This window comes from Synergistota bacterium, from assembly GCA_025060595.1.
Lineage (GTDB): Bacteria > Synergistota > GBS-1 > GBS-1 > GBS-1 > 42-11.
In genome coordinates, this window is the sequence record JANXBX010000002.1 from 16300 (window position 1) to 32119 (window position 15820).

Consider the following 15820-nt stretch of genomic DNA (forward strand, 5'->3'; position numbering starts at 1 on the left):
ATACCCCTGCGCTAAAACCGGAGAAGTAAAAAGTAAAGCAACTAATAAAACTATACATGTAGCACTTATCCCCCTGAGACAAAACATTCTTTCACCTCCTCATAAACAATATAGTTTGAGCTAACAAATTAACCATTTTTAATCCCTGATACACCAAGGAATGCTACCTAGCTACTATATTTTTCAAAAGACCCTGGGATGCTTTTCATTTTAACACTCCAATTTCACCTCCTATAAAGCGATTAAGCACCCCCAGGGCAGTCTGCAAAAATCAGCTTATCCCTAAACCTTTTCATACTTTAATAAAGTGCTTTTAAAATTGTATGTCAGGTTTTTATAAACAAGCAATTTACAATAGCAAATTATATTCTACTTTAAAAAATCTTAACATATCAACCACAAGTTACTAACTTAAATGTAAACAAGTTTTTAATAAACATTTCTTTTTTCCCAAATAGTAACTATAATTATTCTCCATCTAAAATTCCATGCTATTTTAAAGGATTGAACTTCTTATATAAAGGATAGCACTCCATAAATTGATAGTCAATAGTTAATTTGGAAAATACTTCCACAAAGCGGAAAAAACAAAAAATAAAAAGGGCTGGAGTCTAAAAGACTCCAGCCCTCTATCCTAAGGGGTTTTAAGCTTTATAGCTACTTCCTCCTTAAAAGGAGAAGCGCAGGACCAATTAAAAGTAGCGCTAATCCAATCGAACCAGATACCGATGCGCTACAACCGCCGCCTTCACCAACTTTGAAAACACCTTTTCCTTTAACTTTGAAGCTTTTACTCTGATTACCAGCACTTACAGTGACTGTTGCTTCATAATCTTTCCCATCGGTAGGTTCAAAGGTAATTATGACCTCTTTCTCATATATTTTATTCGCAGGAGCGGTCCAGGTCGTATTAGATATAGTAAATGCGGAAGCACCAGCACCAGCGATAGCTATATTAACATTAACATCATTGTTTGTCCCATTAGAAACAATTACATTTCTTCTAAGCAACTTAGATTCGTTCACGAAAACTTCACCAAAGTTCATATCTGAAGTGTCAACTGTAAGCGTAACTTGCCCTGGAGGAGGCTGAACATAACCCTTTCCAGATACCGCTACATAAAGGGTATAACCTCCACCAGTTATCGTTACAGTTCCAGAGTAACCTTTGTCCTGGGTTGGTGAGAACTTAACAGCAAAGGAAACGCTTCCATTAGCTGGGACAGTGGTTGCAGAAACTGCAGGAACGAAGGCATTATCACTAGAAGATATGCTCACACTTATATTAGATGAAGTGGTATTAGTTAAGGTAAAGTTAGCACTCGCAGAGGAACCAACCAATACATTACCAAAGTCGTAACTCTTAGGTGAAACATCTAAGGTGCCCGGTGGAGAAGGAGGAGCTATATAGGGAACGCTATCTGAAACTGCAATCTTTAGAGCCTTGTTAGTAGCATCGTAGGAAAGGACGTAAAGCTTGTTTCCGTCAGTACCAATCTGTGAGTACTGACCAACATCGTAAGCGGCACTATCACAGCCATCAACCTCGTCTCGAGTATATGGGCTTCCTTCGTAAGCAACCTTCAAGCCTTTAACATCGCCTGCGGTAGCCTGGCTATATTGATAATAGCTTACAACCAAAGAGTTATTAACCACAATAGATGAAGGCCACTCGAATACTCCCTGAGAATCTACAAATTTTCTTCCTTCAAAGGTTAAAGTAGAAGATACATATCTTGCTTCCTTAAGATCTTCAAGACCAGCCCTGTAAACTATATAAGCACGGTCGCGAGCTGGGTCAACAAATATATCGGTGTGTACCGGAGAGTAAGGCACGGTAGAATACTCCACAATGGTATCCGTTCTTTGGGTATCTTGGTTGTCCATATTCTTAAGGTTGTCTCTCCAAATCCAGTGTACCTCTTGAGAATCCTTACCATAAGAAAGATAAAGATCCCCATTCACTATCTTCATGCTTATCGAGTCTATAGAGGAGCTTGCAGAGGCAAGCGGCACAGTAGGAGCGGTACTACCGCTTAATACATCTATCCAGCCTCCTGTGTTAGATTTTCTAAAGAGATAGATCTTATCTTTGTCTATATAGGCTATATACGGCCTATTACCATCGCTCGAATCTACCGCTATAGCAACCCCTCTTGAGCTAGTGGCTGGAGTTGAAACCTCTGCGATATCGGTAGGACCGCTCCAGCTTTCAAAGCCTATTCTGTAAGAGTAATAAAGCTTTGATACAGAGCTGGTAGCTATATAGGCTATGTGAGGTGTTCCACCTGAAAGGGTTATACCAAGTGCGGAAGCGGTCGCCTGAGTTACCATCTCAGCCATCCAGTAACCGTCATCACTTCTTCTCAGATACCATATCTCATAACTATTTGTTGCAAAAGCAACAGCATGAAATACTCCACCAGACATAATACCTGCGACATTCTTACCAAAGTCAACCTCCCTAATTATCGGGAAACTATCAGGCGATCGGGTAGTCCCAGAAGCTATATTAAAGGCATGCCAATAGTGCAAGTTGCTATTATCAGTCCCAAGAATATGAACCATTAAGCCATTAAGGGTAGAAGCACTTGAGTTATGGAAGGCAAAGACCACTGCCTCAGTTGCTAACGTGCTTGGAATTAAGGTTGCTGTAGAAACGCTTGCTGCATCTGAAGGTAATGGTGGGAAATAAGAAACAGCAACCGTAGCACCAGTAGCATAGAAGGCAAACATCCTTACAGAATTTCCCACTGTAGCGCTATATATGTCAACCCATTCCGCATCTCCAGAAGGTGCCTTCAAATTTCGAACAAACCAGGGACCTGTATTTGGAGTTGTGGAGTAAGCGACAAAGACTCCAGACTCACTTGCGAAGGCAACATGAGGATAGCCACTGGCATCAAAACCTAAGGCTATAAACTTACCAGTAGAGGGAGAAGTAGTAGCTGTAGTGGAAACCCAGCTTGGAGCACCATATGCATATTGAACTCCGTTAGATGATATATAGGCAACCACAGGAGAACCAGCTCTTATACCTAAAGAGGGGCGAGATGAAGCAGCACTAGAGATAATGCTCGGTGTGCTCCAGCTTCCAGAGCTTTTACTAACAGAAACAAGCTTATTGCTATCATCATAATAAGCTATATAAACGGTGTTACCAGATATAGCTATAGAAGGAGTACGGTTCTTATTAAGCGTTCCTGTAGAATTTCCCACAATCTCTTTACTCCATACCCCTGAGGAGCTTCTTTTAGCATAAATTAGCTTGTAAGATGTTGTAGAAACCTGCTTATAGTAAGCTATATGAATCTCTTCTCCGCTTACAACTGCTGAAACACATCCTAGTTTATAAGAAACCTGCTCAACCACGTCTATCTCCTCAGGAGCTTTCCATTCTACATAATACTCTGCTCCGCTTTGAACAACTCTTCCCTCTATCCCCCAGATCCTTTGGAAGGTATTAGCTCCATTGTTAAAAAATGCATCCTCATACACAACATAAAACCTATCACCGCTTAATGGAACTAAAGCCCTGTTTGGATACCAGTTAGAAAGGTCATGATTTGAGCCACCCCAGATGAAGGCATTTTTCCAGCCAAGGGAAGCAAAGGCAGGAAGAACAAAGGAAAGAACACCAATCAATCCGACCACTATCAATGCTGGTGCAACCGCTCTAAAGTTTCTCACCTTAATTTTCACCTCCTTTAAAGGTTTCTAAAAACCCAAAACTCCTATTTGGGATTCAATCCTATACGACATCACCTCCTTACTGCGACAAAGACAAATAATCCCATTCTAATTATACTATAAAATACCAAATAAACTTTGCTTTATTTTATCACAAAGCTTCTCAACCTTGCAACTCATCCAAGAAAAAACAAAAAAGAAAATTAAAAGGGCTAGGGGTTTTAAACCCCTAGCCCTTTTAATCTATAGGATCTTTAAGCTTCGTTTACTTCTTCCTCAACGCAAGGATAGCAGGACCAATTAAGAGCAATGCCAATCCAAGCGAGCCAACATCAGCCGCGCTACAACCTCCGCCACCAACAGCCTTACCAGTTCCACTCACAGAGACAGTCTTACTAACGGTACCGACAGTTATAGTTATGCTTCCACTATAGGATATATCATCAGTAGGAGCAAAGGTAACTTTAACGGTCTTCGAGTCACGAGCACCAGCAGCAACTTGCCATGAAGCAGGTGTTACACTAAAGCCAGTAGGTGCGCTTACACTTACATTAACAGCAGCAGCTGTCGGGTTATCAACTACAACAGTAAGAGTAAGCTCCTTAGTGTCACCCACGTTAACCTCACCGAAGCTGAGAGAAGCAGGATTCACATCCACGGTAACCTGAGCAGGTGGAGGAACTTCGCTTACCATAGCGTTAGCCACACCAGCAGCACCCTTGTAGAAGAACAATGCCTTGCTCATCAAGGCTTCCGTACGAGATGCGTTAGCAAATACAGGTTTAGATTCCTGCTTATTCCCGCCAACCACTACATACTCAGGCGTTCCAGCAACATCGCCAAACCTGAAGTAATACTTCGTTGCTGTTGGGTAATCAAGGTACTTGTAAAGGACATAGACTTTACCGCCCTCTGCCACAGCAAATGGATCTTTACGCTCGCAAAGCGGGCATCCGCCATCATTGATCTCCTTCCTAGTACCCTTCCATCCGTTATCTACAGAAACTTGAGCTACATCTTCCTCGTACATTAAGGAGCCTCTACCACCAGGAGAAGAGTAAACTACCGTGGCTTTGTCACTGTAAAGGGCAAGAGCAACCTCACACATCTCCTCATAGCCGCTGAAGGTCTCAACCTTGAACACATGAGAGAACGTCTGCTCGCTAGCCTCTTTCCAAGCATAGTAGACATAAGAACTAGAGGTTGTATTATAGCCTATTGCAAGTCCCATAAGCTCATCACCATTGGAAAGGACAAGAACTTTCATATCAAGATTACCATCAGCAAGTATATTAACACTCTCTAAGCCATCTACTGATTTGATCGTCTGCCAGGAAGCGCCTTTCTTCTGCCTGTAGAAGACACCCTTATTCACAGTTACCCATGCCACATGGATCGCATCTTTCATGTCACCAACAGAAGTAAGCTCGATATCAACATCACGAACATTGTAGTCATATGAAACAATTTCAGGCCCTGTAGTCCAACCATCGGTTATAGCAGTAACATAACTAACTGTGGCAGGAGTAGCAGGATTTACAGCGCTATCTAAGTTACTTGCCGAGCCAGAAAGAATCGATGTAAAGACTATATGAGGAGCACCCTTAGAATCAAGATCTATATCAGTATTCCAACCAGCATCAAGGTAATCTGGTATTTTAACCCCTAAAGCTTCACCCTTTATTTCGAACCAACCAGGCTTATTGGCAGCACCACGATTAATTAAGGTAGTAGCATCTGCAAGCACCTTATAATCGGAGCCAAATTTCACATAGTTAAGAGTCCTAAGAATCGCATCATAGAAGCTGGCATGGTAATCACCGCTTCCAGCTACACTGTAACCCATACCAAATAGAGAGGCATTAGCAAGCGTTCTACCACTAGCAGGAGTCCAGCTTCTAAGGTTGTCAGCAGAAGCAGTTGCAAGCTTCAAGAGATCACCAGCTGTAGCCCAAGAGTAGTAGTAGTAGCCAGTATCGCTAACAAGCGTTATAGCACCATAGCCACCCTTATCAACTTGATAATATAACCAATTAATAGTACCGCCTAAAGCAGCATTAGTTGCATAAACAACACATGCTCCACCACCTAAATCCGGATCGCGAGTATCAAAGTAAGCTATAGCGACCGTCGCTTGAGAAGCAAGGCCAGTTATACCCATATCTATATTGCAAGGCCTAGCATTCTTTTGAACCACAACATTCTTCTTAAACTCACTTTGAGCCACTTGAGGAAGCTGTCCTATGATATCCCAGGTAGCCGATGTGGCAAAGGAAGTGAAAAGAATATTTCCGCCCTTCGTAACATAAGCTATACCTATTGCAGCCTCAGTAGCAGTATAACTTCCTACCCATAGCGAAGTATCCGCACCCACAGTGCAAGCATCCACAACAACGTTAGGATCAGAATCAACTAAAGCTACGCAACCTTTAGCTCCACTCCAGCTTTTACCATCCTTAGATACAGCTAAGTAAAGACCAGAACCCGATTGACCATACTTCCTAGCAATATAGGATACAAATATCAAACCAGCCCAATTCCCAGCAAAATTCTGAGGAGTAACGAAAACATCAACACCAGTCGCCTCATAGCTAGTTATCTTACTTACTTCCCAATTAAGGTTAGCCTCAAACTCAGCCTGAGTTGCACTATCAGCAGCAACTTCAGCCATATTTAAGGTAGCAAGGTAAACACCGCTATCTCCACCAACAGCTATAGCGGCAACGGTAGCACCGTTAGTGAAAGCGCCGGTAGCATAACCTACAGCAACGGAAGTGTACCTGGGATTTTGAAGATCAGCACAGGGGACAGTATGCACATACCAATTTGAACCATCAAACAAAGCAGCCTTAAGGGAATTACCAGAAATGTAAGATAAGATTATAAACTTCTTGTCATAATTATAAAGTGCCATAGATGGGTAAGCTCCCGCAGAGCCAGAAACCAAGTTACCATCGATTAGCCATATACCATCGATCTTTTCACTGCCAGTGGCTAAATCCCACCTATATACTACCAATCTGCGACCATCATGAGCAGCAACATAAGCTTTATTACCATCAATGACTATTGCATTTTGAGGTATGGTCTCCTTAAAGGTGACGCTTTGGATAGGCGTACTCTGCCATGCTGCAAAGGCAGGAAGAGCAAAAAGAAGCATGACTAATAGCGCCGTTCCCAGAACGCTTAACTTCTTAGAGAAACTCATTCATTTCACCTCCATTTCAGATTTTGAAGAGAAGATCGACCTCTTCCTCTTTAAAGCTTCATCCACTACTACCTCCCAGGGCACTCTTTTCCCAACAAGTATCCTACGTTTCCTTGTCGGAAAGATCACCCTTAACGGAGGCTTAAGATAGAAGCTTAAGAGGAAGAGAAAACAAAACAATCCCCCTTAGAAGCCTTTAAGAGCGCTTCTCCCAATAAAAGATCTTCACCTCCTCCCTGGGATAGCTTAGCGCCCCTGCCTTCGTTTAAAGGCGAGGCTTCCAAAAGAGACCCCTTCCCTTATTTCCTTTTCAAGGTCCGTTATTTAACTTCAGTATTATTATAACCAAAGCAACCTTAATTGACAAGGGGAAAAGCTTAAAATTTGTGATATAATCGCTTTAAAGATGAGTAAGAAGGGCTCGATATTTTTAAGCGTGATTTTAGGGACAAGTATCGCCATAGCTTTAAGCATAGCGCTAAATTACTTTGCAAGAGTAGAGATTAATAAAAGCTATAATTTCCGATATAGAAGCGAGGCTCGCATTCTTTCAAGGAGCATAATAGACGCTTTGAAAACAAACCCTATATCCATTCCACCTTATGAGTTAAGCCCGAAAAGATGGATCAGAGTAGAATCGGAAGACTTAGAGCGTTACATAAATATAAATACCATAATTTTGCCAGATGGCAAGACCCTTGACATAAAATGGGAAAAAATTTTTGAAAGGATCTTAAGGTTAGCCGGTGCTCCGATAGATCTGTTACCAAAGATATGTGACTTTATAGACACGGATAAAGATGCTCGCTTAGGAGGATACGAGGGAGAGGAGAACTTAAATAGAAGGCTTTATCTCTTAGAGGAGATATTAAGGATGAGAGATTTAAATAAGGAGCTTTACGACAAGGTCTTCTCAAAATACTTCACGGCGGTCTCCAGCGGGAGGATTAATATAAATACGGCACCAAAGGAGGTCCTCATGGCTTTATCTGAAGAGATAGATGAAGAGGTTGCCGATGCTATAATAGAGTTTAGAAGGGGAGAGAAGATTGAGAGGGCCTCGGACTTAAAGAAGATACCTGGTTTTCCTGAGAAGATAATACCCCAAGTGGCAGAGGTTATATGTTTCGATAGCAAGTACTATAGGTTGAAAGTTGAAGTTAAGGTTGAAGAGGCAATTTTTAAAACCGAAGTAGTGGTAAGCGATGGAAGGATAATATATGAGAGGGAGGGCTGGTGAATTAAGACTTGAGAGTATGCGGAGTATATGAGGGCAAGGATGGATTTTACATATCAAGATGGGATAAGGGATTTAAAGGGAAAAGCCTTTTAGAGGAGGTAAAGGTAAAAGAGCTTAAGGTAGGTAGAAACGAAAGGGTGGTCTTTGCGCTACCCGCGAGGTTAGCCTTTTTAAAGAGCATAGAGCTACCCTTAAGCGATCCTGGAAGGATAAGGGGGGCTTTACCGTTTGAGATGGCGGAGGAGCTTGCAGGAGAACCAAGCGAGTATCTCTTTTCCTTTTATTTTATAAATAGGGTCAAAGGCTCCTCTAAGATAGTTGGAGGAGGAGCAAAGAGGGAAACTATCGAAAGCGAAGTTAAAAAGCTTGGAGCAAGAAAGGTTGAGGTTACATCTTCAAGCACTGCCTTCTTAAATTCGCTTCTTGAGAGAGGAGCTTTAAGCGATGATATACTATACTGCTTTAAAGGTGAAAATGAAGGGTTGATACTTTTAGCCAAGGGAAGGGAGATAGTCTTCGAAAGGTCTGTTTCACCCTTGAGAATAGAAAGTGAAAGCGAGCTTTCAAGAAAGCTCCTGGGAGAAAAGGTTAGGGAGGTAAGATTCTTCGAAGATCCCTTTATGATAGCTAGGGGCGCAGCGCTTGGGGCCCTTGAGCCTGAGATATTCGCTCACCTTAACTTCTTTGAGGAAAGCGGAAGCTGGAACAAGTTCTTAAAGGAAAATCAAAGAGAGATAAGAAGGGTTACCCTGGCCTTGATCCTTCTTCTTTTCGCATGGGGATTAAGCTGGGGGGTCGACTACAAGAATACTATAAGTGAGTTAAGAAAGGTTGAGAGGGAAATCACAGAAAGCTATAAAAGATATTTTGGTGAGGGAAGGGTAGTTAACCCAGTCCTTCAGGCCAAAAGAAAGGTAGAGGAGCTTGAGCTAAACTTAAAGAAAAGAAGCTCAGCGGGAGTATTACCGCTTCTTGTACTTGAAAAGATAAGCGAAAGCATCCCTTCAAGCTTAGAGGTTAAGTTTAACGGGATACACATTATGACAAACGGTATAGAGATAGAGGGAACGGCAAAAAGCTTTGAGGAGGTAGATGGGCTTAAAAAGGCCCTTGAGAAGTCCTTTAAAGGCGTTGAGGTTAGCTACGCAAGATTAAGCGCTGATGGAAGAAGCGTTAACTTCGGTATTAAGTTTAAGGAGATGATATAATGGGAGAGAGGGAAAGGAAAGCTTTAATATACGGTGGAATAGCAGTAGCTTTGATACTTATTTTTAACTTTCTTTTATACCCCATGCATCTTAAGCTAAAGGATGCAAAGATTCAAATAGAAATTAAGAAGGAGGAGCTTAAACAGATAATAGCTTTAGGTGAGAGATATTTGTATCTTTCGAAAAGCACCTTAGGGGGAGAGAAAAAGGTGGAGAGCCTTTTTTCCTATTTAAGCGCTCTTCCTCAGAAGCTTGGAATAGCTGAAAAGCTTATATATATAAAGCCTCTAGGGGGAGAGAGATACGAGCTTAAGCTTGAAGGGCTCACTAATGAGGAGCTCGTCAGGTATCTATCTGAGCTTGAGAAAGATGGAATAGCGATTATAAGGGAGGCGGACATAAAGTCTGGCGGAAATCCAAGAAGGGCATCCTTATCTTTGGTGGTGTCAACGCTTGAGTAAAATAAAGATCCTATTTTTAAGCTTTACCATAGTTCTGCTTTCTTTTCTAATCTTCACGCTTTTAAGGTTTCCCTACGAAAGGCTCCTTGATAAGGCCTTAAAGGGCCTTGAAAAGGGAGGAGTTAAGATAAGCTATAGTGAAGCTAACGTTGAGCCCTTTAAGCTTAAGGCTACCTTTAACGATGCTAATATAGTAACTAATCTATTTAACTTAAGGGCTAAAAGCCTTGAAGGAAGGCTCTCAGTGGGTGAGCTTATCTTTGATTTCAAGGTATCGGTAAACTTAAAGCTTTCAAGCGGAGATATAACCCTTCCTGCAATCCCCGGCATACAGATACCCTTTAACGAGGGAAGAGCGGTTTTAGAAAGAGGGAAAAACAGCTTAAAGATAGGTGAGCTTTATATAAGAGGTTCGGAGATATTGATAACGGGCGAAATAGACGGTAAAAAGTATAACCTGAGGATAAAGCCCTCGGGAGGGGTTGAAAAGAGCCTAGCGCCCTTTTTAAGGCTCCTTCAGAAGGATAAGGAGGGATTCTATAATTTAAGGAGTGAGATATAAATGAGATTATGGAAGATGGTTTTGAATTTGTTGTTTTTAGGGATACTTGTATTAACGGGAATGGAGCTTTCAAACCTGTTTTTAAGCTATGTGGATAAGGTTTTTGCCGAAGAGGATATAAAAGCGGAAATTAAGCTTGATACCTCGAAAGAAAGGGATAAGAAGAAGGAAGACCTTGGTAAGTACTTAGAGGGGAAAAGGACATTAGCGAGAAACATACTTGATATAACGCCACAGGAGAAGAAAGAAGCGACTCAGGTCAAGAAGGAAGAGGCTAAAAAGGAGGAGGTTAGAACACTTAACGTTAGGCTTTTAGGGATCGTAACTGGGGCTACGGAAGAAGCGGTTATATCAGATGGAAGCGGAATTAAAAGGATAAAGGTTGGAGACGATGTAATGGGATATAAGGTTAAAAAGATAGAGAGAGACTTGGTTATACTTCAAAAAGATAATGGAGAGGAAGCTTTGATATCCTTCCAATATAGCGGAGCCCAAGTGAGTCAAGAGATTAAAAAGCCAAGCCAACCTACCGCTTCTGCAACATCTCCTGAACCGCCTAAGGAGGAGAAAAAGGCGGAAGCTGATGTTACTAAAACAGCCGAAGGGAAAACTGTGATATCAAGGGATACAGTGAATGAGTTTTTGATGAGTCCCCAAAACTTCCTGAAAGGTATATTCATAGGGCCTAACTTTAAGGACAATAAGCCTAATGGTTTCATAGTGAGAAACATAACGAATGAGCACATATTAGCCAAGATAGGAATCAAAAGAGGAGATATTATTAAGAAGGTTAACGGAATAGAGATAAATAACGTGACAGATTACTATAACGCTATAAGATCTGTAACCCAGGGGGAAAACTTAACCATAACGATAGAAAGGGAAGGAAAGGAGATCGATATAGGATGCGAAATAAGATAGCCTTATTGATGGCTCTTTTTTTGACGCTATTCGCCTTTGAGACATTAGCCATACCTGGAGGAACAGGCTTTGAAGTTAAGGAAGAAGCGAAGAAAGCCAAAGGAACAGGATGGGTAACTTTTGACTTTAAAGATATCGATCTAGAGGTATTCATTAAATTCGTAGCAGAGATAACCGGAAAGAATATAATACTTTCGCCTGAGGTAAGAGGAAAGGTAACCGTGATATCCCCTAAACCCATTCCGATTAAGAACGTATACGATGTATTTCTCTCTATCTTGAGGCTTAACGGATTTACCGCGGTTAAGTCGGGCGAGTTTATAAAGATAATACCCCTTAAAGATGCGAGAGCGGAATTGGGAGATTTCCTAGAGGGAAAAATAAAGGTAGAGCCAGGTGATGAGCTTATCACACAGCTTGTATCCTTAAACTATGTGGATGCAAAGCTTGCAGCCGAAATGGTTAAGGTCCTTCTATCTCCTGTAGGAAGAATAGGGATATATCCTCCAACGAACACGATAGTTGTAAGCGATAGCTCTTCGGTGGTATCAAGAATAGTAAGGTCGCTTGAGGTTATAGATACTCCAGAGGAGGAAAGAAAGCTTGAGGTGTATAAACTAAAATATGCAGGAGCAAACAGCTTGGCCAAGAAGCTATTAAATATCATAAAGGAGGATAAAACCCAGACCAGGTTTGCCCTTAACACGGCGATGGTAATGCCTGATGAAAGGACAAACTCGCTTATACTTCTTGGAAGCGCTGCACAACTTCAAAGGATAAAGCAAATACTTCCTGACCTTGATAAGCCCGCTGAGGCCGGCTCTAACCTATTTAACGTATATAGACTTAAGAATGCAAAGGCTGAAGAGGTAGCGAAAACCTTGGAAAGCATAGTCAAGGCTACAGTAGAAAAGGGAGCAGATCCTCAGGATGCGGTAATCATATCCCCAAGCAAGGAAACTAACTCCTTAATAATAATGGCATCACCTGAAAGGTTCAGAATGCTTCTACCATTAATTCAAGAGCTAGACAAGCCAAGAAAGCAAATCCTAATAAAGGCGCTTATAGCGGAAGTCAACATGACCAGGCTTGAGCACAAGGGAATAGATTGGGCAACCATAGGCGGGATCATTGAAAGCGGCGTTTTGTATGGGGCATCCATATCTATGGGTGAGGGAGGAATACCAAGTGAAGCCATAAGCTTGGCTCAAGAGAAGAAAGCAACTGGAATAGTTTATGCCATAGTAAACCTGCTTAAGAAATATAATGCACTAAATATACTGTCTATGCCAACCCTTCTATGCACGGAAAACCAAGAGGCAAGCCTTCAAGTGGGCCAGGTTATACCACAGATTAAGTCGGCAGCAAGCAAGGTTGAGGATCCAACGGCGATAAATAAGGTTTATGAATATAAAGATGTGGGTATAATACTTAAGGTTACCCCCCATATATCTGGTGAAGAGACCCTGAGGCTTGATATAAAGCAGATAATAGAAGATGTGATAAGTCCAATAACATCAGAAACACCAGTAACCACGAAAAGAGAGATAAACACGACAACGGTTGTAAGAAGCGGACAGACTATAATGCTCGGAGGGCTAATTCAAAACGCCACGAAGAGAGTGGAAAGAAGGACTCCCGTTTTAGGATATATACCGTTAGTTGGAGAGCTATTTAAGACCAAGATAACCCAGTTTGAGAAGGTGAACCTTATAGTATTTATGACCCCTTACATAATAGAGAAGCCTGAAGATCTACAGAAGCTAACACAGGAAAGCCTCCTTGAACAGGAGGATGTTAAAAGAATCGAAGAATGGTTAAAAAAGCAAGGGGTTATAAGAGATAAATGATAGATTATAAGGAACTTGAGGGGATACTACACCTTAAGCTCTCTATAGATTTCTTAAAGAAAAATAAGATATGCCCCATATCCCTGAGGGATGGGACTTTAAAGGTAGCTATAAGCTCTTTCGAGGGACTTAAGGCAGCCAAAAGCTTAGGGGTTGAGCTTAACTTAGAAATAGAGCCTGTCTTAATAGATGAGAAAGAGATACTTAACGCAATAAGCTGGCTTTACGATGCAACCACTAAAAGCACCCTTCAAGAGGTTGAAAGGCTCGATGAGGAGAGAATCTCCCTCGAGGAGCTATCGGAAAGGCAGGATATAATAACCTCTGAGGACTCCGCTCCGATAATAAAGCTTGTGAACTCCTTAATATTTCAAGCAATTAAAGAGAGAGCCTCGGATATTCATCTTGAGCCTTACGAGAGAGAGCTTAGGATAAGATATAGGATAGACGGAATACTCTACGATAGATTATCCTTACCCAAGAAGCTTCACCCCCCTATACTTTCCAGGATCAAGGTTATGTCGAAACTAGACATAGCGGAGCACTTCATACCACAAGACGGAAGAATAGGAGTAAAGCTAACCGATAGAGAGATAGATATAAGGGTGGCGGTTATACCTACGCAATTCGGCGAAAGGGTTACCTTAAGGCTTCTTGATAAGAAGCAGGGATTGATAACCTTAAGCGAGCTTGGTCTTGACGAGGATGGGGAAAAGAAGTTAAGGAGGCTTATATCAACCCCTTACGGGATAATACTCGTCACAGGGCCTACGGGAAGCGGAAAGACTACAACCCTTTACGCTATCCTGCAAGAGCTTAAAACGCCAGAGGTAAATATAATAACTATAGAGGATCCGGTTGAATACGAGCTTGAGGGAATAAGCCAGATACAGGTTAACGAGAAAGCTGGGTTAACTTTCGCATCGGGTCTTCGCTCCATATTAAGGCATGACCCAGACATAATAATGGTAGGAGAAATAAGAGATAGGGAAACGGCAGAGATAGCGGTTCAGGCAGCTTTAACGGGTCACTTAGTCCTATCCACCCTTCACACAAATGATGCCCCAAGCGCGGTAACAAGGCTTGTAGATATGGGAATAGAACCTTACTTGGTATCCTCATCAGTAATAGGGGTGATAGCTCAGAGATTGGTAAGGAGAATATGCGGAAAATGCAGAGAAAGCTATGAGGAGGATCCAGAGGTATTAAGGGAAATGCGAATCGAAAAGGGAGTTAAGCTTTACAGGGGCAAGGGTTGTTCAAACTGCTTAAATACGGGATATTGGGGAAGAATTGCTCTCTTTGAACAGCTTGATTTTGACGAAGACTTAAGAAGGGAGCTTATAAGAACTCAGGATGCTAGCGTTTTAAGAAGGATAGCGATAGAAAAGGGAATGAGAAGTCTAAAGGAAGATGGGGTACTTAAGGCCCTTAAAGGGATAACCACACTCTCTGAGGTAATAAGGGTTGCGGGAAGATAAATGGCAGTCTTTGAGTATCAAGCTTATGGAAGAGACGGAAGAGGAATAAAGGGAACGATAGAGGCAGAATCAAAAAGCCAAGCACTAAGCAAGCTTAAGAGGGATGGCTTAGTAGTAGTTGAGCTTAAGGAGACAAGGAGAGTAGAAAAGAGAAAGAAGCTTACCCCTAACAAGGAAGAGATCTTGAACTTAGCCCACGGCCTCGGAGCTCACCTAAGGGCAGGAATCCCCCTTATAGAGGCCTTAAATATACTAATAGAGCAGACACCATCGAAGAACTTAAGAAGCGCTTTAATATCTATAAGGGAAGATGTTTCCGGAGGAAAGAGGCTCTATGAAAGCCTAAGCAACCACCTAAACTTAGATGAAAGCACCGTTGGATTGATAAGGGTTGGTGAGGAAAGCGGCTCCTTAGATGAGGTATTTGAGAGAATAGCTGAATTAAGAGAAAGAGAGATAGATGTGGTAAGGAAGATAACCAGCGCTCTCGTTTACCCGATGATAATGCTTGTTGTAGGAATAGGGGTTGTCTCCTTTCTCTTAGCCTTCGTTGTTCCCAAGGTGGTTACCCTATTTACGGAAAGCGGAGCTCGTCTTCCAGCGATAACGAGGCTTCTGCTCTTTGTAACCTCTTTCTTCAATGAAAACGGTTTATACCTTATCCTTATTTTACTTGGCTTGCTTTTAACGGTTCGATTTGGCGCTAGAAGCTCCAAGATAGGGGAGCGCTTAGACTCACTAAAGCTTAAGATACCTTTCTTTAAGAGGGTTCATACGCTTTACAACCTTTCTCTCTTTTGTGAAACGCTCAGAATCATGATTGAAAGCGGAATGAGCATATTAAGAGCTCTTGAAATAGCTAAGGGGGTTTTCAGTAATTCCATTTTCAGAAAAGCAATAGAAAAGACGATAGAAGATGTCAAGGAAGGGAAAAAGTTAGCGCTATCCTTAAGAGAAAGCAGGGTCTTTCCTCCAGATATGGTATACTTAATAGCGCTAGGGGAGGAAAGCGGAGAGTTAGAAAGGAGCTTAAAGCACTTAGCCTTAAACTACAATAGGGATCTATCATCGGCCCTATCTAAGATGACAAGCGCCTTTGAACCGCTTATGATCTTAGCCTTAGGTGGAGTTGTAGGATTCATAGTCATAGCTATACTTCTTCCCATATTCGAAATAAGCAGGCTGATAAGGTAAGAGAA

10 protein-coding genes are annotated in these 15820 nt (G+C 41.8%); 8 read left to right on the forward strand and 2 right to left on the reverse strand.

The window, feature by feature from the left end; all coding sequences use genetic code 11:
- Window positions 1–657: 657 nt before the first annotated feature.
- Both NZ900_01490 and NZ900_01495 read right to left on the reverse strand, forming a co-directional pair.
- On the reverse strand, window positions 658–3690 hold the full coding sequence (locus tag NZ900_01490) for a choice-of-anchor D domain-containing protein (GenBank protein MCS7232766.1): 3033 nt from the start codon (window positions 3688–3690) through the stop codon (window positions 658–660).
- A gap of 265 nt (window positions 3691–3955) precedes the next feature.
- On the reverse strand, window positions 3956–6898 hold the full coding sequence (locus NZ900_01495) for a hypothetical protein (protein ID MCS7232767.1): 2943 nt from the start codon (window positions 6896–6898) through the stop codon (window positions 3956–3958).
- Window positions 6899–7304: 406 nt separating this feature from the next.
- Here NZ900_01495 and NZ900_01500 point away from each other — a divergent pair, with 406 nt between their 5' ends.
- From NZ900_01500 to NZ900_01535, 8 genes are read left to right on the forward strand one after another with little or no spacing between them, the layout of a single operon-like run.
- On the forward strand, window positions 7305–8138 hold the full coding sequence (locus NZ900_01500; protein MCS7232768.1) for a general secretion pathway protein GspK: 834 nt from the start codon (window positions 7305–7307) through the stop codon (window positions 8136–8138).
- A gap of 8 nt (window positions 8139–8146) precedes the next feature.
- A complete protein-coding gene (locus tag NZ900_01505; protein MCS7232769.1) occupies window positions 8147–9346 on the forward strand; it encodes a hypothetical protein in 1200 nt (399 codons plus the stop codon).
- On the forward strand, window positions 9346–9807 hold the full coding sequence (gspM, locus tag NZ900_01510) for a type II secretion system protein GspM (GenBank protein ID MCS7232770.1): 462 nt from the start codon (window positions 9346–9348) through the stop codon (window positions 9805–9807). The genes NZ900_01505 and gspM overlap by 1 nt, the downstream gene beginning before the upstream one ends.
- Entirely contained in the window at window positions 9800–10369 is a 570-nt protein-coding gene (locus NZ900_01515; GenBank protein ID MCS7232771.1) for a hypothetical protein, read from the forward strand. The genes gspM and NZ900_01515 overlap by 8 nt, the downstream gene beginning before the upstream one ends.
- Entirely contained in the window at window positions 10370–11290 is a 921-nt protein-coding gene (locus NZ900_01520; GenBank protein ID MCS7232772.1) for a PDZ domain-containing protein, read from the forward strand.
- Window positions 11275–13140 (forward strand): type II secretion system secretin GspD, encoded by a 1866-nt coding sequence (gspD, locus tag NZ900_01525; protein MCS7232773.1) that lies wholly within the window; start codon window positions 11275–11277, stop codon window positions 13138–13140. The genes NZ900_01520 and gspD overlap by 16 nt, the downstream gene beginning before the upstream one ends.
- Window positions 13137–14621, forward strand: coding sequence for a type II secretion system ATPase GspE (gene gspE, locus NZ900_01530; GenBank protein ID MCS7232774.1), 1485 nt, complete (start codon window positions 13137–13139; stop codon window positions 14619–14621). Before gspD ends, gspE begins: the two co-directional genes overlap by 4 nt.
- Window positions 14622–15815 (forward strand): type II secretion system F family protein, encoded by a 1194-nt coding sequence (locus NZ900_01535; GenBank protein ID MCS7232775.1) that lies wholly within the window; start codon window positions 14622–14624, stop codon window positions 15813–15815.
- Window positions 15816–15820: the final 5 nt, after the last annotated feature.

Excerpts from the sequence above, each read along its gene's own strand:
- gspM (MCS7232770.1), top strand. The coding sequence starts at position 9,346 with ATGGGAGAGAGGGAAAGGAAAGCTTTAATATACGGTGGAATAGCAGTA.
- gspE (MCS7232774.1), top strand. The coding sequence starts at position 13,137 with ATGATAGATTATAAGGAACTTGAGGGGATACTACACCTTAAGCTCTCT.
- NZ900_01500 (MCS7232768.1), top strand. The coding sequence starts at position 7,305 with ATGAGTAAGAAGGGCTCGATATTTTTAAGCGTGATTTTAGGGACAAGT.
- gspD (MCS7232773.1), top strand. The coding sequence starts at position 11,275 with ATGCGAAATAAGATAGCCTTATTGATGGCTCTTTTTTTGACGCTATTC.
- NZ900_01535 (MCS7232775.1), top strand. The coding sequence starts at position 14,622 with ATGGCAGTCTTTGAGTATCAAGCTTATGGAAGAGACGGAAGAGGAATA.
- NZ900_01495 (MCS7232767.1), bottom strand. The coding sequence starts at position 6,898 with ATGAGTTTCTCTAAGAAGTTAAGCGTTCTGGGAACGGCGCTATTAGTC.
- NZ900_01520 (MCS7232772.1), top strand. The coding sequence starts at position 10,370 with ATGAGATTATGGAAGATGGTTTTGAATTTGTTGTTTTTAGGGATACTT.